This window comes from uncultured Phycicoccus sp. (genome assembly GCF_947495705.1).
In the GTDB taxonomy this organism is placed as follows: Bacteria; Actinomycetota; Actinomycetes; order Actinomycetales; family Dermatophilaceae; genus Phycicoccus.
Map to the genome: position 1 here is coordinate 140250 of NZ_CANLZR010000010.1, position 18204 is coordinate 158453.

Sequence of the window (18204 nt, forward strand, 5' to 3'; positions counted from 1 at the left end):
CCCGGGTCAGCCGGTGAACTCGTCGCGGGTGCGGTGCATGTCGTGCTCGTCCTTGGCGTGGGCCTGTTCGAGGGTGGGGGCGAGCCCGCCGAGGCGCGCGGGCTGCCAGCGCAGGTCGTCGCCGGTGAGCTCGGGGTAGGCGGCCTGCTGCTCGTCGAGCAGGGCCTGCATCGCGGCCTTGACCCGGGCGGTCGCCGCCATCACGTCCTCCCGGCGCTCGACGGTGATCGGCTCCCCCACCGAGATGAAGACCGGGATGCGCGCGAACCCGCGGTTCTTCGGCAGCTCCTTGGTCCACACCCGGTGCCCGCCCCAGATCGTCGTGGGCAGGATCGGCACGCCCGCGAGCTGGGCCATCTTGACGGTGCCCGGCTTGAAGTCCTTGAGCTCGAAGGAGCGCGACATCGTCGCCTCGGGGAAGACCCCGACGATCTCCCCGGACTTCAGGGCGGCGATCGCGTCCTTGAAGGCCTGCCCGCCGCTGGCCCGGTCGACCGGGATGTGCTTCATGCCGCGCATGAGCGGCCCCGACAGCCGGTGCTGGAAGATCGACTTCTTCGCCATGAACCGCACGTAGCGGCGGTGCGGCCACGCCGGCAGCCCGGCGTACATGAAGTCGAAGTACGACGTGTGGTTGATGGCCATGATGGCCCCACCCTCGCGCGGGACGTGCTCCTGACCGGTGATGGTGAAGCGGGTGCCCTCGAGGAAGAACAGCGTCTTGACCGCGGCGATGACGGGCCGGTACACGAGCTCCATGAGCACACCCTAGGCGAGGCGCGGGGGGTGCCACGCCGTCTGGAAGACCTGGTCCCCGAGCTCACGTGAGACGATGCGCGCCCGGCCGGGCGGCTGGACCGACGGCTTGACCCGCCCGATGAGCATCCCCTCGTCGGGGCTGCCGGACAGCAGGATGCCCGGCGCGCCGAGGTCCCGGATCGTCTGCATGACCGGCTCGAACATCCCGCGGGAGGCGCCCCCGACGCGACGGGTGAGGACGAGGTGCAGCCCGACGTCGCCGGCCTGTGCGAGCAGCGGCACGAGCGGCCGCAGCGGTGAGCCGGCGGAGGTGACGACGAGGTCGTAGTCGTCGACGAGGAAGAACACCTCGGCGCCGGACCACCACGAGCGGGCCCGGAGCTGCTCGGGCGTCACGTCGGGGCCCGGGAGCCGGGTGCGGAGGAACGCGGCGATGCCCTCGACGGCCTCGACGGTCTGGTCCTCGGTGGTGAGGTACTCGCCGACGTGCTCGTCGGGCAGCTCACCGAGCAGCCCGCGCCGGTAGTCGACGACGAACAGCTTGGCCTCGTCGGGGGTGTGCAGGCGCGCCACCTCGTGGGCGACGGTGCGCAGGAACCCGGTCTTGCCGCTGTCGCCGTCACCGAGGAGGTAGACGTGCGGCTCCTCCGCGAGGTCGAGCCCCAGCGGCGCGAGGTTCGCCTCGTCGACCCCGAGCAGCAGGCGCCGGTCGTCGGTCCCGGCCTGCGCCCGCACCGCCTCGAGGGTGATCTGATCGGGCAGCAGGCGCAGCTTGGGGCCGCGCGGGCCGGTCCAGGCCGCGTTGACCTTCGCGACGAGGTCCTCGACGCCGTCGCCGAGGTCCTCGACCGCGCCGCTGCCGTCGATGCGCGGCACCGCGCCGAGCACGTGGTGCTTGGTCATCGACAGGCCCCGGCCGGGCCGGCCCTTGGGCACGTTCGCGGCGACCCGGCGGTCGACCTCGGAGTCGGTGGGGTCACCGAGGCGGAGCTCGACGCGGGTGCCGAGGACGTCGCGGACCTGGTTGCGGAAGTCCATCCAGCGCGAGGAGGTGATGACGACGTGGACGCCGAAGGTGAGCCCGCGCCCGGCGAGCTCCATGATCTGCTGCTCGAGCTCGTCGAACTCGGCCCGCACGGTGGGCCAGCCGTCGACGACGAGGAACACGTCGCCGTAGCCGTCGTCGACCCGGCCCGCGGCGCGCCACCGGCGGTAGGTCTCGATGGAGTCGACGCCGTGGGAGCGGAAGTACGTCTCACGCGCGTCGACGATGCCGCGGATCTCGGCGACGAGGCGCCGCACGACCTCCGGCTCGCTGCGGTTGGCGACGCCGGCGACGTGCGCGAGGCCCGCCAGCGGGGTGAACGTGCCGCCGCCGAAGTCCAGGACGTAGACCTGGCTCTCCAACGGCGTCGTCGTGAGCGCGATCGCCGCGACGACGGTGCGGGCGAAGGTGCTGCGGCCCGAGCGGGGGCCGCCGACGATGCCGACGTGCCCGGCCGCGCCGCCGAGCGTCAGCACCATGAGCTCGCGGCGCTGCTCGAGCGGCCGGTCGACGATGCCGACCGGCAGGACGTAGTCGCCGCGCTCGCGCCAGGCCCGGCTCACGAGCCCCAGCCCGGGGTCGGGCGCGAGGTCGCCGAGGAGCTGGTCCATTGAGCTCGGGACGTCGAGCGGCGGGAGCCAGACCTGGTGGGCCGGCCGGCCGTGGCCGCGCATCCGCGACACGGCGATGTCGAAGACGGCCCGCTCCTCGACGGGCTCGGGCGCGCTGACAGCGGCCGGGGTGTCGGCCGGGCGCCGGCCGGCGCTCACCGGGGCGAGCGTGTACGGCAGGATCTCGCCGCCGGTCGACGGGCCCGCGTCGCCGACCCCACCGCGACGTCGGCGGCCCTTCGGCGGACCGGACACGTACGCGGCCTTGAACTTCGTCAGCGTCGTCTGGTCCGGCTTGAGGTAGCCCAGCCCGGGCACCGGCGGCAGCTCGTAGGCGTCCGGCACGCCGATGACGGTGCGCGACTCCCCGGCCGAGAACGTCCGCAGGCCGATCCGGTACGACAGGTGCGACTCGAGCCCGCGCAGCCGGCCTTCCTCGAGGCGCTGGGACGACAGGAGCAGGTGCATCGACAGGGACCGGCCGAGGCGCCCGATGGCGACGAACAGGTCGGCGAACTCCGGCTTGGCGGACAACAGCTCGGAGAACTCGTCGGCGACGATGAGTAGCGCCGGCAGCGGCTCGAGGTCGGCGCCCCCGGCCCGGGCCCGCTCGTAGTCGGTGACGTTCGCGAAGTTGCCGGCCGCACGCAGCAGCTCCTGGCGGCGGGTCATCTCGCCCTGCAGCGCGTCCTGCATGCGCTCGACGAGGCTCAGCTCCTGGCCGAGGTTGGTGATGACGGCCGACACGTGCGGCATCTCGGCCATCCCCGCGAAGGTGGCACCGCCCTTGAAGTCGACGAGGACGAAGTTGAGCGCCTCGGACGAGTGGGTCATCGCCAGCGCGAGGACGAGGGTGCGGAGCAGCTCGGACTTGCCGGACCCGGTGGCGCCGATGACGAGGCCGTGCGGGCCCATGCCCTGCTGGGCGGACTCCTTGATGTCGAGCGCCACGGGCCGGCCCGCCTCGTCGACCCCGATCGGGACGCGGAGCCGGTCGCGCTGGAGCCGGGGACGCCAGGCCGTGGCGACGTCGAAGTCGCGCACGTCGCCGGTGCCGAGCAGGTCGACGAGCTCGGTGGACGCGGACAGCGCGTCGCGCGCCTCGGGCTCGTCGGCCGTGTAGCGGGGCGCGAGGCGCCGCGCCGCGGCCTCGGCGCGGGTGGTCGAGACCTGGTCGGCGACCCCGTGCGCCACCCCGCGCGCGAGGCTGATGATCTCGAGGGGCGCGCTGCCGGCCCGGGGCCCGCTGCGGGTCGCCGGACCCACGGCCAGGCGCAGGGTCGTGGGCGACGCGAGCTCGCCCCACTGCTCCGGCAGGTCGAGAACGGTGACCCCGAGCACGCCGTCGTCGGTGACCACCGGGTTGCCGGGCGGCACGTGCCCCCCGTCGACGACGAGCAGCACGTGCGGCAGCGCCGGCCGGTCGGAGGGCCCGAACCGCGGGCGCTCGACGATCTCCTGGGGCAGGAGCGGGAGGAGGTCGTGGACGGACTCGCCGACGAGGCGCACCGGCCCGACGGCGTCGCGCTCGCGCGGGCTCAGGGCGTGCGGCAGCCACTTGAGCCACTCCCACTCGGCGCGCGACTCCCGCGAGACGAGGGCGGCGACGACCAGGTCCTCGGGGGCGTGCTGCATCGCCGCGGCCAGGACCACCGAACGGGCCAGGGCGCGGGCCGGCTCGGCGTCGCCGGTGACCTCGATGTGCGGCCAGGCCCGAAGCGCCGCGGAGGCCGGCAGCCCGGGCTGGACCCGGTGCGTGGAGAGCAGCCGGTGCAGCGCGGACGCGGCGACGGGGTCGAGCTGGGCCAGGGGCGGGGTCTCGGGCGGCTCGAGCTCGAGGCACAGCGGCTGGGCCGTCGTCCCCATCCGCACCTGGAGGAAGTCGGGGTCGGAGGGTGTGCGTTCCCAGACCCTGCTGCCCTCGGCCGCGATGACCGGGAGCGCGGCGGGGTCGGGGTAGTCCCACAGCGCGGCCCGGCGCTGGCGGGCCGCGGCGTCGCGGATCGTCCCCCGGACCTCCGCGAGGTAGGCCAGGTACTCGCGACGGGCGGCCAGGACCCCGGCGGCGTGCTGCTGGCGCTGCCGTACCCCGCTGGCGAGGACGAAGCCGACGCTGGCGACGAGGAACATGCCCGCGGTGAACCACGCGCGGGGACCGGTCTGGGACAGCGCCACGAACCCGATGGACCCGAGCGAGCCGAGCATCGGCACGGCCTGCATGAGCAGGCCGCTGGCCCCCTCGGAGGGGGTGATCTCCGGAGGCGGCTGGAGCACCAGCCGCCCGGTGGGCACCTCGGGTGCCTGCTCCCGGGCGCCGGCTCGCGCAGCCACCGTCATCGTCGGTCCCCTCCCGTGTCCTGCTGGCGGTCGGGGCCACGGTATCCCGTGGATACTGTTCACCGCGGACGGTGGTCGAGGTGTGCCCCGGCCCGACCGAGGGAGGGACGATGGACGGACCGACGCAGCAGCTCACGCTGGTGGCCGACGAGCGCCGCTACGACCTCGTCGTCCCCGTGGGCACCCGCGTCACCGAGATGCTCGCCGTGCTCGGCATCTCCTCCAGCGCCACCCCGAGCTCGGTCGCCACGGCGGCGGGGTTCGTGTACGGCCCACAGGACCGGATCGACGAGGCCCTGCCGGCCGGCAGTGTCCTCACCGTGGTGCGCACGACGACCCACCGGCTGCACCGGGGCGTCGTGAGCCTCGACCGCTCCTCGGCGGCTCCGGGAGCCCGGGTGGCCGGGCCCTCGTGGGCGGGGGGATCGCGCTCGCCGGCCGCCTCCGCCGACGCCGGGGTCTCCCTCGTCGACGACGCGACCCGTCGCCGTGACGACGTCGACGACGTCGACGACGACGCGACGGTGAGCCGGGCCGCCCTGCACGCCGGGCGGCGCCGGCCGGGCGGTCGGGTGCCGCGGGCCCGGCCGCGGGCCGCCGGTCTCGACACGCTGCCGGCCCTGGTCGTGGGGTTCGCGGCCGTCAGCGTCGTCGCCGGTGCGCTCGCCGTCCTGACGCCCCCGGCCGCCGACGGGGGGACGCTCGGGTCGGCCGCCGCCCGCTGGGGCGCCGCCGTGGTCCTGCTCGCCGCAGCCGTTGTCGCGACCCTGCTCACCCCGCGGCACGTCCCGGGCTCGGCGGTGGTCCGCCTCGTCGGCGCTCCGGTGCTGGCGGCGACCGCGGGCCTCGTCGTCCCGCTCGCCGCGTCCCCGGCCCGGGTCGGCGTCAACCTCGTGCTCGGTGCGGCGCTCGCCGCGGTGGTGACCGCTCTCGCGTGGTCCGACGGCTCCGCCGCCGACCGGGCCGAGCGCACGGCCACCGCGTGCCTCGGCGGGCTGGCCGTCGTCGTCGCGGCGTCGATCCTGTGGGGCCAGCCGCTGGCGGCCGCCGCGGCGGTCGTCGTGGGGCTCGCCCCGGTCCTCGTCCGGGCCCTGCCCAGCGCGAGCCTGGACGTCGACCCGACCCAGCTCCTCGACACCGACCGGCTCTCGAGCACGGTGTGGTCCGTTCGGGAGCGGCACGCCAGCCGGCGGCGCCGCGTCACCGGGCTCGACGTGCGTGAGCGGGTCGCGCAGGCCCGTTCCGTCGTGTCGGTCGGGACCGCCTACCTCGCCGTGCTCGCCTCCGGTGCGGGCTGGCTCCTGGCCCTCAGCCCGGCGCGTTCCAGCCTGGCTCCGTGGTCCCGGTGGGTGGTGCTGCTCGTGGCGGCGCTGGCGCTCGGCTACCAGTCGCGGCACGTCCGCGACCGGCTCGCCCGGTTCTCGATGCTCGCGGCGGCCGCGTCGCTCACGGCGAGCGCGAGCGTGGCCGTCGTGGGCTGGGACGCCGGATGGTTCTGGCTCCTCGTCGGCTCGGCGCTGGTGCTCGGCGTCGTCGCCGTGCTCGCGGCGGTCGCGCTGGCCGGCGGCTGGGCCTCGACCCGGATGTCGCGGATGGCCGACCGGCTCGAGTCGCTCGCCGTCGTCACGGCGCTGCCCTTCGGGGTGCTCGCTGCCGGGGCCGTGGAGGCCCTGCGGCGACTCACCTCCGGCTGACGACGCCGCGGGCGCCTCAGCCCCAGACCGGCGGCGTGGCGTCGTCCTCGCCCTCGAACCAGGTCTCCTCGTCCTCGTGGGTGAGCGAGTCGACGTCCCGGGCGGCGTCCGTGTCCTTGGCACCACGGCCCCGGCCACCGGCCGCCGACCCGGCCACCACCGCGCCGCGGCCCGACCCGGACTCGCCGAGCCGGGGAACGCCGTAGCGGCCGCCGGTGCGGGCGCCCTTGACCCCGCCGGCGCCCTGGCCGCCGCGCACGGCCCCCTGGCTGCCCGGGGCGACGACCGGGCGGGCGGCGCCTGCGGTGCCCGATCGGGCACCGCCCCCGGCGGCCGAGCCCCGCGCCGCGGCGCCGGTGCTGCCGGCGATGACCGGCCCCGGCCGGCCCGCCCCGCCGAGCGGACCCCCGCGCCCGAACGCGCCGCGGCCGAGCATGGCCGCGCCACCGGAGAGGAGTCCCCCGGCTCCCGCCGCACCGGCACCGCCGAGCCCGGACCCCCCGGTCGCCGGACCCTGCGCCGAGGTCCCGGCCCAGCCCGTGCTCCCGCCGGTCGTCGGCGCGGTGGTCCCACCGGTGGGTCCGTCGAGCTGGACGCCGTGGCCGGGGTCGGAGCCGTCGCCGCCCGTCGTCCCGCCACCGCCTGGGCCGCCGCCCGCCCCGCCTCCCGAGCCACCGTCGGCACCGGGTCCGAGGGCGAACCCGGTCTGGCTCCCGCTGTACCGGACGCCGCCCGAGGGCGGCTGGTACGCAGCGCCGTTCGCCGACCCGGGGGTGTGCCCGCCGCCGGACCGCGGGCGACCCGACGTCGGGGTGATCGTCACGCTGTCGTCCCGGGCCTCGACGGGCAGCTGCTTGGCGGCCTGCCCCATGTCGGTGCTGAAGTCGTCGAGGACGGCCTTGGCCTTGGCCTCGCGCTGCTCGCGTCGGCCCTCGATCGCGGCCTCGTAGCCGGTGACGTTGAACGGGCCCCCACCCGCGGGCCGGTACGCCTCGGGGTCGACGTCGGTGGAGACGCTCCGCACGTCGGTCGCGTACCGCAGCCGCGCGGAGTCGGCGGCGGCGGCGGCGTGCTCGAGCCCCGTGCGCACATCCGCGATCTCGGTGGCCCGCGCGTCGAGGGCGGTGGCCAGGGCGTGCAGGGTGGCGTAGGCGCTGTCGGCGGCCGGCCCCTCCCACGGCTCGTCCGCACCCTGCAGCGCCGCGACGACGGAGCGGACCTCGGCCGACAGGGTCGTCACGGCGTCGGACACCTTGCGCCAGTCCTCGGCGGACATGCGCACCAGCGGCGTCGAGAAGCCGTAGATGTCGTGGAGCATCCGCTCGAACGGGCCGGCGTCACCCGGCAACGGCGGAACTCCCGCACCCTCGTCCCGGATCAGCATTCGTGGTTCCTCCCCTCGGCGGGGGCCGCGCCGTGGCGCGTCCCGTCCGTCGTCGTACGGGCCTGGTCGGTGGTGGCGTGGCGGCGGGCGTACCCGACGGCTCCCGCCACGGCGGTGAGGGCGAGGGCGGCGGCCCCGAGAGGCCACCAGGGCCGGGCCGTGCCCTCGGGCGGGGATGCCGAGGCGGCGGCCTCGCCCGCCGGCTCGCCGGAGCCGGCGGCGGAGGGCGACGCGGCCGGCTCGGGGGTACCCCCGGCAGCGGTGGCGGCGGCGATCGCGGCCGGGTCCGGCCCGTTGATCGTGTCGTCGTCGCGGACGAAGGGGTTGGTGCGCTCGAGGGCGGTGGGGTCGACCCGGACGGCGTCGGCGGGGGCGAAGATGCCCCAGCCGTAGGCGGCGTTCCTGGATTGGACCTGCGGCAGGTCGGCGCCGACGCGCCGGAACCAGGTGCGGTACCCGGACCCGTCGTCCTTCGCCCGGAGCCCCACGTTCTGCCGCGCGGCCTGGAGCACCTGGCCGGCCGTTGCATCGGGGTGGGCGGACCACAGGGCGGCGATGCCGCCGCTCACCAGGGCCGTCGCGATGGACGCACCGGAGCCGAGGGTCGTGGAGCGCCATCCCGACCCGTCGTCCCGGCCCGCCATCACGTCCTCGCCGGGAGCGGCGAGCCCGATGGCGTCCGAGCCCGTGACCGCGAAGTCCGTCGTGCGGCCGTCCTGGCCGACCGGGTTGACGAGGACGACGCCGTTGCCCAGGCCCGGCCACTCGACCCGGCTCGCGGCGTTGCCGGTGCCCGCGACGACGACGGCGCCCTCGCGGTACGCCGTGAGCAGGCCGTCCTCGATCTCCCGGCTGTAGCCGGTGACGAGGCTGAGGTTGATGACGTCGGCGCCGTCCCGCGCGGCCTCGGCGATGGCGAGACCGACCGCACGGTCGACGTCGTCCCCGTCGGGGAAGTCGATGCCGCAGGTGAGGTCGTCGGGGTGCTGCGGGTCGTCGTAGAGCACCGCGTAGTGCCGGACCGTGGCCTCCGGGGCGATCCCCCGGATGCCGCGCCCGCCGGGGCCGGTGCCCCGGCCGGTGCCGGCGATGAGCGCGGCCATCGACGTCGCGTGCTCGGCCTCGGTGCCGGTCCCCCGCGGCGACCGGGGGCGCGGGTCGGACGTGCGGGCCGGGTCGAGGCACATCGTCTCGCTCGAGACGACGACGCCCTGCAGGTCGGGGACGTCGGACTCGATCGGCCCGTCGACGACGGCCACGGTCACGCCCTCCCCCCGGCCCAGGTCGTGCAGCTCGTCGACGCCCATGGCATCCCACCACCACTCCCCCGGCAGGGGCGGGACGGAGCCGGGCGCCGAGGCGGCGGCACCCCCGCCGGACAGGGCGGCGAGGCCGACGGCGCACAGCACCCCGGCCACGACGGCCCGTCCTCGGCAGGGCTCAGCCATGGGCGGGCGTCTCACCGCCGGTGTCCATCCCGCCGTCGGCGGCGTCGTCGGGGCCGGCCTGCGCGTCGTCCGCGGCGCCGCCCTGCTCGGCCCGGGCCGCGGCCTGCTCCAGGGTGACCTTCGCCTGCACCCCATCGCGCACCTGCTGGTGCTGCGAGGCCGCCTCGTGCTGCTGGGTACTGGTGAACCCGCCCTCGGTGCTCCACTGCGAGCGCAGCTGCTGGAAGGCGTCCGCGCTGACCTCGTCGCGCGCGCGGATCTCCTGGCCGGCCCGGGCGAGGGCCTCGCCGGCCGCCTCGAGGTCGGTCTTGATCCCCTTGAGGGTGGCTTCGTAGACGTGGACGGCGGCCTGGTAGACCGCCGCGAACTGCTGCGCTGCCGGGATCTCGCCGAAGTGCCGGGGCTGGGCGATCGACCCCTGCACGCGCTTGATCTCGTCGTGCGTGGAGTCCGCCCACTGCTGCTGGTAGTCGGCCCCGAGCGTGCTCAGGATCGAGGGGTAGCGGATGGGCTGTCCGCCACCGGCGCCGTCGGCACGGGCCATGACACGTCCTCACTCACGTCGTCGGTCGAGGGGAGCACGCCGCTCCCCGGGCGACGCCGCTCGTGCCGGCACCCGACCCCCGGGTGCCGGCACGCGGCGTCGACGCGTGGGGCGGTCAGCCCCACATGCTGGTGTTGCGCTGCTCCCCTGCGAGGTAGTCCTCCTTGGACTGCACGACCGCGAGGCGGACGTCCTCCAGGAGCGCACGGCACTCGTCGATCTGCTTGTCCCAGTCGAGCTGGGCCTGGCGGTACGCCGCCCGCGCCGAGCCGTCCCACTGCTCGACGTACGGGCCGAGGTCCTTCTTCATGTCGGCCAGCCGCTGCTCGAGAGCACCGAGCCCGGTCTTCATGTCCTGGACCAGGTTGTCGATGCCGGCGCCGCCGACCTTGATTCCGTCACCCATGAGTGTTCAGTCCTTCCGCTCAGCCGTTGCCGAGCATGCTGGTGTACTTGCCGAGCTTGGAGGCGGCGGCCGCGTCGTCGGCGTCGTACTGCCGCTGCGTGCCGGTGAGGTTGGCCTCGAAGGTGTCGAGCACCTGGACGATGTCCTGGGTCTGGACCTTCCACGCCTCGCTGACCTGGTGGAAGCTCTGCGCCCCCTGGCCCTCCCAGTGCGCCTTGACCGCCTCCATCTGGGTCCGGAGGTCGTTCACCTGCTTGCGCAGGTCCCCCCGCGCCTGCGAGACGATGTCGGCACTGGCCTTGACGACCCCTGCGCCTGCCCTGAACTGGTCACCCATGATGTGTCCTTCCCTGGTGCGACGCCCCGCTCGGGCCGCCGCCGTGATCACTGACCCCCTGGAGGGCGACGTGCTGTGGACCCCGGCCGGGTGGCCCCCTGGTCCTGCCCTCGACCCTACGGTCCCATGCGAATCGGGTCGATGGGGAGAACTCCCCGAAGGACGCGCGTCTATGCTCGGGGGCCGTCGGACCCGCACCGCCGTTCGGTGGTGCCGTCGGAGGGGAGCTGAAGGGTGAGCCAGACCAGCGCGACCGCCGCGTCACTCGTGCGCGTCTCGGTCTCGTCGGGGACCCGGCGCGCCGACCTCGGCGTGCCCGGAGGCATCCCGGTCGTCGAGATCGTCCCCGAGCTCGCCCGCGAGCTCGGCGTGCTCGACCCCGAGCACGTCTCGCACGGCTTCCGGCTCGTCGTCGGCGGCGGCACCGTCCTCGACCCCGACCGCAGCCTCGCCGCCCAGGGCATCGCCGACGGCACGATGCTCGCGCTCGAGGTCGTCGACCCGAGCACCGAGAAGGTGTACGACGACGTCGTCGAGGCGGTCTCGGACGTCGTCGAGACGGCCTTCCCGCCCTGGACGGCCCGGCACAGCGCCGGCACCGCGGTCGGCGCGGCGGTCGTCTTCTTCCTCTGCGCCGCCTGGGCCCTGTTCACGGCCCGCGACGCCGGGCTGCTCGTCACCGCCGTCGCCGGCTCCGCGGCACTGCTGCTCGTCGGGGCCGCGGCCGTCCTGCACACCCGCGCCCAGCCCGCCGGAGCCCTGGCCCTGGCCCTCACCTCGCTCCCCTTCGCGGCGACCGCCGGCAGCGCCGTCGCCCCCGACGACGACCTCTGGGGCCGCGGTCTCGTCTGGGTCGGCCTGTTCGTCGCCGTCGCCGGTCTCGCCGGCGCGCTCGCCGTCGCCCGGCACCGGCTCGTCCTGGCCGCCGGGTCGGTCGTCGGGCTCGCCGTGGCGGTCCTCGGTGTCGCCGGCGGCGTGCTGGGGGTCGCGATGACGACCGCCGCGGCCCTGCTGTTCGGCGTCGCGGTCGTCGTCGGCAACGTCCTCCCCCGGCTCGGGCTCGCGACGAGCCGCCTGTCGGGCCACGCACCGCGCACCGAGGCCGAGATCGAGGGCACCGTCCCTGAGGTCGACCGCGGGCGCGTCCGCCATCAGGTCGCCCGTGGCCACGACGTCATGGTCGCCACCGCCCTGGCCACCGGCGGCGCGGCGCTCCTCGCCACCCCGCAGCTCGCCGCCTCCGGGCTCTGGGGCACCCTCCTCGTCGCCGCCGGGTGCGTCGCGACGCTGCTCCGCACCCGGCACAGCCGGACCCGCACCGCGGTCGTCCTCGCGATGGGCACGGGCATCGTCGGGCTCGCGCTCGCCGCCGTCGTCGCCGCCGTCGTCCACCCCGACTGGCGTCCGGCGCTCGCCGTCCTGCTCGGCACCACCGGGGCGGTCGTCGTCGCGCTCGCCGTCCTCGCGCCGCGCACCCGGGTGCGCCTCGGACGGGTCGCCGACACCCTCGACGGCGTGGCGCTCGTCGCGCTCGTCCCGCTCGTCGCGGCCACCGTCGGGATCCTCTGACCGTGGCGACCAAGAAGGACCTCGTCGAGGCGCAGTCGTTCAGCCGCCGGCGCCTCACCACCGCGTTCGTCAGCGGCGCACCCGGCGGCCGCGAGGTCGAGCCGGACCGTCCGCTGCGGGCCGTGGTGGGGGGCCTGGCCCTGTCGGTCGTCCTCGTCCTCGGCAGCCTGGCCTTCGGCTGGCTCCGCTCGGCGCTGCCGGACGACTGGCAGAACGAGCGGCTCGTCATCGCCGAAGACAGCGGGGCCCGGTACGTGTCGGTCGAGGGGGTCCTGCACCCCGTCGTCAACACGGTGAGCGCCCGTCTGCTCATCCCCTCGGCCCAGTTCAAGGTCGTCGCGGTCCCCGACGACGAGCTCACCGACATCGACCGGGGCCCGACCCTGGGCATCGTCGGTGCCCCGGACTCGCTCGCGCCTCGCGACCGGCTCGTCGACACCGGGTGGCTGTCGTGCCTGTCCGCCGGGGAGCAGGTCTCCACCGCCATCGGCCCGGGCCGCACCGGCCGGCCCGCCGACGGGTCCGCGGTCCTCGTCCGCAGCGGCGACGCCACCTTCGTCGTCGCCGGCGGGCTGCGCTACCCGGTGGCGGCGCGCGACCTCTCGGCCGTCTCGGTGGCGCTGCGTCTCGACGGCCGCCCCGCCCTCCCGGCCCCCGCCTCGTGGCTGAACCTGTTCCCCGAGGGCCCGGCGCTCGCCCCGCTGGTCGTCGACGACCTCGGCACGCCCGCCGCGGGCCTGCCCGCCGGGGCGACGGTCGGGTCGGTCCTGCGCCTGGAGTCCGACGGGCGCCACTACCTCGTCACCCCGCGCGGTGACCTCGAGCCGCTCCCCGACGTGGCGTTGTCGATGTACCGCCTCGGCTCGGGCGCGTCCTCGAGCGAGATCCCCGTCGAGGCGGCCCAGATCGCCCGGCTCGAGGTCCGCCCCCAGCGGATCGCTCCCCCCGAGTGGCCCGACCGCCTGCCCACCGGGCTCGAGACCACGCCCTGCGCGACGCTCACGGCGGCTGCCGGCGCCCCGCCGGAGGTCGGCCTGACCACCGTCACCGACGACCCCCCGGCGGCCGAGCGGGGCCGCACGACCGTCGACACCGGCTACGGGGCGCTCGTGCGTGCCGTCAGCGGGCAGGTCCTCGGCAAGGGCCCCGTGCTCGCCGTCGACCAGACCGCCACCGCGTACGCCGTCGACGGTGCCGACACCGAGGTCCTCGCGCGCCTCGGCTACGAGCCCGACGACGTCGTCCCGGTGCCGCAGGCCTGGACCGAGCTGTTTCGCTCCGGGCCCTCGCTCGGGACGGCGGCGGCCCGGACGGTCGTCTCGGGCGGGTCATGAGCCGGGGCCGTCGGCTGCTCCTCGCCTGCCTGCCCGGGGTGCTCCTCGCCCTGACGGCGGCCCCCGCCGCCGCGGCCGCCGACTGCGAGGAGGGCCGGACCCAGTACGTCCCCGACACCCCCGCCGGCCTCATCCGGCTCGCCGCCACCCGGGCCTGGCCCCTCGCGACCGGCTCCGGGGTGACGGTCGCGGTCGTCGACAGCGGGGTCGCCTCGACCAACGCGCACTTCCCCGACGGCGTGGTCCTCGAGGGCCGCAGCTTCGTCGGGGGCTCGGCGTCCGTCGACCGTCGCCTCCACGGCACCGCGATCGCGGGCATCATCGCCGCCCGCCCGCTCGCACCCCGCTCGGGCGTGCAGGGGCTCGCCCGGGGCGCCCGCATCCTGCCCGTCAAGGTCGTCCCGGACGACCCCGGGCAGGGCCCGGACGCCGACGCCGGGACGCTCGCCGAGGGCATCGAGTGGGCGGCCCGGCAGGGGGCGAGCGTCATCAACGTCTCGCTCAGCACGCCGCGGGACGACCCCCGGCTGGAGGCGGCCGTGGCCGAGGCCCGGCGGCGCGGCGCCCTCGTCGTCGCCTCGGCCGGGACCCGCGCCGAGGACGACCCGCGCACCGGACTGCGGTACCCCGCCGCCTACCCCGGGGTGCTCGGGGTGGCGGCCACCGACGCCGAGGACGTCGTCACCGACACCTCGGTGCGCGGGGACCACGTGGACCTCGCCGCCCCTGGGGTCGAGGTGCTCACGACGTTCGGCGCCTGGGGCGACTGCTACCTGAGCCCCGACGGGTCCACGAGCTACGCGACGGCCTACGTCTCGGCCGCCGCGGCCCTGGTCGCCCAGCGCTTCCCCGACGAGGGCCCGGCCGGGTGGGCCCACCGCCTCGAGGCGACGGCCGCCCGCGAGCGGCGCGACGCCCGGGGCGACGCCCTCGGCTGGGGCGTCGTCCAGCCCGTCGAGGCGCTGACCTCGGTCCTGGACGCCGGCCTCGCCGGCCCGCTGCCGCCCGGGGCGACCCCCCGCCCCACCGCGTCGGTGCCGGAGCGCCGGCTGGAGATCGCGGCCGTCGCCGACCCGCGCGCCGCGGACCGGCGGCAGGTGCTGTGGGTGGCCGTCGCGACGGCGAGCCTGCTGCTCGCCCTCGCCCTGGTCCGGCTCGCCCGACGCCGGGGGACCGCCTGAACCCGGGTGATCCGGGCGCGTGCGGTCTGTGAGAATGGCCCGCATGACCGAGCACCTCTCCCCATCCCTCGCTGCCTCCATCCCGGACCGGCCGTCCCTGGACGGTCTGGAGGACAAGTGGGGCGAGGTATGGCGCGAGCAGGACACCTACGCGTTCGACCGGGAGGCCGCCCTCGCCGGGTCCCGGGCGGACGTCTTCTCGATCGACACCCCGCCGCCCACGGCCAGCGGGTCGCTGCACATGGGGCACGTCTTCAGCTACACCCACACCGACTGCATGGCGCGCTACAAGCGGATGGCCGGGTTCAACGTCTTCTACCCGATCGGCTGGGACGACAACGGCCTGCCGACCGAGAAGCGGGTGCAGAACTACTACGGGGTGCGCGGCGACGCCTCCCTGCCCTACGACCCGCAGTTCCAGCCGCCGTTCCGCGGTGACGCCAAGAGCATGAAGGCCGCCGACGAGATGCCGATCTCGCGGCAGAACTTCATCGAGCTCTGCGACGAGCTGACGGTCAAGGACGAGGAGGCGTTCGAGTCCCTCTTCCGCCGGATCGGGCACAGCTACGACTGGTCCATCGGCTACCGGACCATCGACGACCACTCCCGCGCGACATCCCAGCAGGCGTTCCTGCGCAACGTCCGCCGGGGCGAGGCGTACCAGTCCGAGGCGCCCGGGCTGTGGGACGTGACGTTCCAGACCGCGGTGGCCCAGGCCGAGCTCGAGGCCCGGGACTACCCCGGCGCCTACCACCGGGTGGCCTTCCACGGCGCCGCGGGGGACGTCCACATCGAGACGACCCGCCCCGAGCTCATCCCCAGCTGTGTGGCCCTCATCGCCCACCCCGACGACGAGCGCTACCAGCCGCTGTTCGGGACGACCGTGCGGACCCCCCTGTTCGACGTCGAGGTCCCTGTCGTCGCGCACCCGCTGGCCGAGATGGACAAGGGCGCCGGCATCGCCATGTGCTGCACCTTCGGCGACCTCACCGACGTCGTGTGGTGGCGCGAGCTGCGCCTGCCCACCCGCTCGGTGGTCACCCGCACCGGCCGGCTCCAGACCGAGGTCCCGGCGTGGCTCGAGGGCACCCCGGGCGCCGACCTGTACGCCGAGCACCTGGGCGGCCGGACGGCCTTCAGCGCGCGCGAGGCGGTCGTCGCGGCGCTGCGCGAGTCCGGCGACCTCGACGGCGAGCCGACCCCGACCCAGCGCAAGGCCAACTTCTACGAGCGGGGCGAGAAGCCGCTCGAGATCGTCACCACCCGGCAGTGGTACATCCGCAACGGCGGTCGCGAGGCCGACCTCAACGCCGCCCTCGTCGCCCGCGGCGAGGAGGTCGACTTCCATCCCTCGTTCATGCGCAGCCGCTACGCCAACTGGGTCCAGGGCCTCAACGGCGACTGGCTCGTCTCCCGGCAGCGCTTCTTCGGCGTCCCGATCCCGGTCTGGTACCCGGTCGACGCCGACGGCGAGCCCGACCACGACCACCCGATCCTCCCCGACGAGTCCGAGCTGCCGGTCGACCCCGCGGCGAACCCCCCGGCCGGGTACACCGAGGACCAGCGGGGCGTGCCGGGCGGCTTCGTCGGGGACCCGGACATCCTCGACACCTGGGCCACGTCGTCCCTGAGCCCGCAGATCGCCGGCGGGTGGCGGGGGGCCGGCGGTGCCGCACCGGACCCGCTGTTCGAGAAGGTGTTCCCGATGGACGTGCGGCCGCAGGGCCACGACATCATCCGGACCTGGCTCTTCTCCACGGTCGTGCGGGCGCACTTCGAGCACGGCTCCGTCCCGTGGACCAACGCCGCCATCTCGGGCTGGATCCTCGACCCCGACCGCAAGAAGATGAGCAAGTCCCGCGGCAACGTCGTGACTCCCGAGGACCTGCTCAAGGAGCACTCGGCCGACGCGGTGCGCTACTGGGCCGCCAGTGGCCGGCTCGGCGCCGACGCCGCGTACGACGTCGGCCAGATCAAGGTCGGGCGACGCCTCGCGATCAAGGTCCTCAACGCGAGCAAGTTCGCGCTGTCCTTCGGCGCGGTCGAGGGCGAGCTCGCGCCCCAGATCACCGACCCGCTCGACCGGTCGGTGCTCGCGGCGCTGCGCGAGGTCGTCGAGAAGGCGACGTCCGGGTTCGAGGCCTGGGACTACACCCGCAGCCTCGAGGCCACCGAGTCCTTCTTCTGGACCTTCTGCGACGACTACCTCGAGCTCGTCAAGGACCGGGCCTACGGCTCCCGCGGTGACGAGGCCGCCGCCTCGGCCCGGGCGACGCTCCGGCTCGCCCTCGACGTGGTCCTGCGGCTGTTCGCCCCGGTGCTCCCGTACGTCACCGAGGAGGTCTGGAGCTGGACCCACGAGGGGTCCGTCCACCGCGCCGCGTGGCCGACCGTCAGCGAGCTGCCCGAGGGCGGCGACCCGGCCGTCCTGGCGGCCGTCGGGGCCGCCCTCGCCGTCGTCCGGAAGGCGAAGTCCGAGGCCAAGGTCGGCATGCGGGCCGAGGTGCCCACCGCGACGATCGTGGGGCCCGCCGCGACCCTGGAGCACGTGCGGGCCGGCGAGGCCGACCTGCGGGCCGCGGGCCGGCTCACCGGCGCCCTCGACTACGCCGAGGGCGACGAGGTCGCGGCCCGCGACCTCGAGCTCGTGCCGGTCGCCAAGCACTCCGCCTGAGCCCGCCCGAGCGTCTCCCCGTCCGAGCGCGATGTCGCGGGAAGGCTGTCCGCAACCGGTCAGCGTGAGTTGGTGACGGCCGAGGCCGCATCGGACCGTGCCCGCGCGCCCTAGCGTGAGCGACGGACCCGCCCGTCCCGGAAGTCGCCCGGAGCCCCGTCGTGGGGCTCCGGGCGGGACATCGATCCCGGTCAGGAGACATCCGGCGCGAGCCTAGCGGGTCCGGGTGACAGCCCGGGCTGGCGACGGTGGAAGGACAGGCAATGCGCAGAACGCGACTGGTGGGGACCGTGGTCCTCACACTCGCCCTCGGGCTCATGGGCCAGGCGGCCCAGGCCATCTCCTGGGGCACGGTCTACCTCAAGAACGGGTCGACCAACCTGGGGTCGGGTTACGGCTCGGCGTACAAGGCGGTCGTCAACGGCGGTGACGCCCTCAAGGTCACCTCGACCCAGAAGGACCTCAAGGCCAACGGCAACCCGATCTACACGAAGGCCAACTGGTACTTCAACGGGACGTACTGCTACCCGTCGGGGGAAGGATCGGTCGGGTGCGGGTCGGGGTGGTACGGCGCCGGAAGCACCTCGAGCCCCACGACCGTGGACTACGGGTCGGTCTGGGTCGCCAAGGCCCTGAGTGGCACCGCCGACTCGGCACGCGCGGGCATCATGATCTGTGAGAAGCAGCCGTGGTACGACCCGGACGACTGCACGTGGGAGACCTTCCGGGGCATCAGCTACTGACACCCTCGGCGTGGGGGGGGGCCGCCCCCCCCCCCCCCCCCCCCCCCCCCCCCCCCCCCCGGGCCGGCCCCCCCCCCCCCCCCGCCCCCCCCCCCCCCACCCCCCCACCCCCCCCCCCCCCCCCAAAAAACACCCCCC

At 75.5% G+C, this 18204-nt stretch carries 13 protein-coding genes; 6 read left to right on the forward strand and 7 right to left on the reverse strand.

Annotation, left to right across the window (positions count from 1 at the left end; translation table 11 throughout):
* Positions 1-6: 6 nt before the first annotated feature.
* Together Q0963_RS14075 and eccCa are read right to left on the reverse strand one after the other, a co-directional pair.
* A complete protein-coding gene (locus Q0963_RS14075) occupies positions 7-759 on the reverse strand; it encodes a 1-acyl-sn-glycerol-3-phosphate acyltransferase (protein ID WP_299447152.1) in 753 nt (250 codons plus the stop codon).
* 9 nt (positions 760-768) lie between these two features.
* Complete coding sequence (eccCa, locus tag Q0963_RS14080) at positions 769-4752, reverse strand: type VII secretion protein EccCa (RefSeq protein WP_299447155.1); 3984 nt, start codon at positions 4750-4752, stop codon at positions 769-771.
* A 110-nt stretch (positions 4753-4862) separates the two neighbouring features.
* Between eccCa and Q0963_RS14085 the strand changes: the two genes are divergently transcribed.
* Positions 4863-6446 (forward strand): hypothetical protein, encoded by a 1584-nt coding sequence (locus tag Q0963_RS14085; RefSeq protein ID WP_299447158.1) that lies wholly within the window; start codon positions 4863-4865, stop codon positions 6444-6446.
* Positions 6447-6462: 16 nt separating this feature from the next.
* Here Q0963_RS14085 and Q0963_RS14090 read toward each other — a convergent pair whose 3' ends face one another.
* The 5 genes from Q0963_RS14090 to Q0963_RS14110 form a co-directional block, all read right to left on the reverse strand.
* Positions 6463-7830 carry a hypothetical protein gene (locus Q0963_RS14090; RefSeq protein WP_299447162.1) on the reverse strand — a complete coding sequence of 456 codons (1368 nt, stop codon included), beginning with the start codon at positions 7828-7830 and terminating at the stop codon, positions 6463-6465.
* Positions 7824-9278 (reverse strand): S8 family serine peptidase, encoded by a 1455-nt coding sequence (locus Q0963_RS14095; protein WP_299447165.1) that lies wholly within the window; start codon positions 9276-9278, stop codon positions 7824-7826. Before Q0963_RS14095 ends, Q0963_RS14090 begins: the two co-directional genes overlap by 7 nt.
* Positions 9271-9822: a hypothetical protein gene (locus Q0963_RS14100; protein WP_299447168.1), complete on the reverse strand. Its 552-nt coding sequence runs from the start codon at positions 9820-9822 to the stop codon at positions 9271-9273. The genes Q0963_RS14095 and Q0963_RS14100 overlap by 8 nt, the downstream gene beginning before the upstream one ends.
* 115 nt (positions 9823-9937) lie before the next feature.
* The gene (locus tag Q0963_RS14105) at positions 9938-10228 is read right to left on the reverse strand and encodes a WXG100 family type VII secretion target (RefSeq protein ID WP_299447171.1); all 291 of its coding nucleotides are present in this window, start codon (positions 10226-10228) and stop codon (positions 9938-9940) included.
* A gap of 19 nt (positions 10229-10247) precedes the next feature.
* Entirely contained in the window at positions 10248-10565 is a 318-nt protein-coding gene (locus tag Q0963_RS14110) for a WXG100 family type VII secretion target (RefSeq protein WP_299447174.1), read from the reverse strand.
* A 234-nt stretch (positions 10566-10799) separates the two neighbouring features.
* Between Q0963_RS14110 and eccD the strand changes: the two genes are divergently transcribed.
* The 5 genes from eccD to Q0963_RS14135 all read left to right on the forward strand — a co-directional run bounded on the left by eccD (position 10800) and on the right by Q0963_RS14135 (position 18066).
* The gene (gene eccD / locus Q0963_RS14115; protein WP_299447177.1) at positions 10800-12134 is read left to right on the forward strand and encodes a type VII secretion integral membrane protein EccD; all 1335 of its coding nucleotides are present in this window, start codon (positions 10800-10802) and stop codon (positions 12132-12134) included.
* Between the two features lie 2 nt (positions 12135-12136).
* Positions 12137-13468, forward strand: coding sequence for a type VII secretion protein EccB (eccB, locus tag Q0963_RS14120; RefSeq protein ID WP_299447180.1), 1332 nt, complete (start codon positions 12137-12139; stop codon positions 13466-13468).
* Positions 13465-14649 carry a S8 family serine peptidase gene (locus tag Q0963_RS14125; RefSeq protein ID WP_299447183.1) on the forward strand — a complete coding sequence of 395 codons (1185 nt, stop codon included), beginning with the start codon at positions 13465-13467 and terminating at the stop codon, positions 14647-14649. Before eccB ends, Q0963_RS14125 begins: the two co-directional genes overlap by 4 nt.
* A 43-nt stretch (positions 14650-14692) precedes the next feature.
* Positions 14693-17323: a valine--tRNA ligase gene (gene valS / locus Q0963_RS14130; protein ID WP_299447186.1), complete on the forward strand. Its 2631-nt coding sequence runs from the start codon at positions 14693-14695 to the stop codon at positions 17321-17323.
* A 263-nt stretch (positions 17324-17586) separates the two neighbouring features.
* Entirely contained in the window at positions 17587-18066 is a 480-nt protein-coding gene (locus Q0963_RS14135) for a hypothetical protein (RefSeq protein WP_299447188.1), read from the forward strand.
* Positions 18067-18204: the final 138 nt, after the last annotated feature.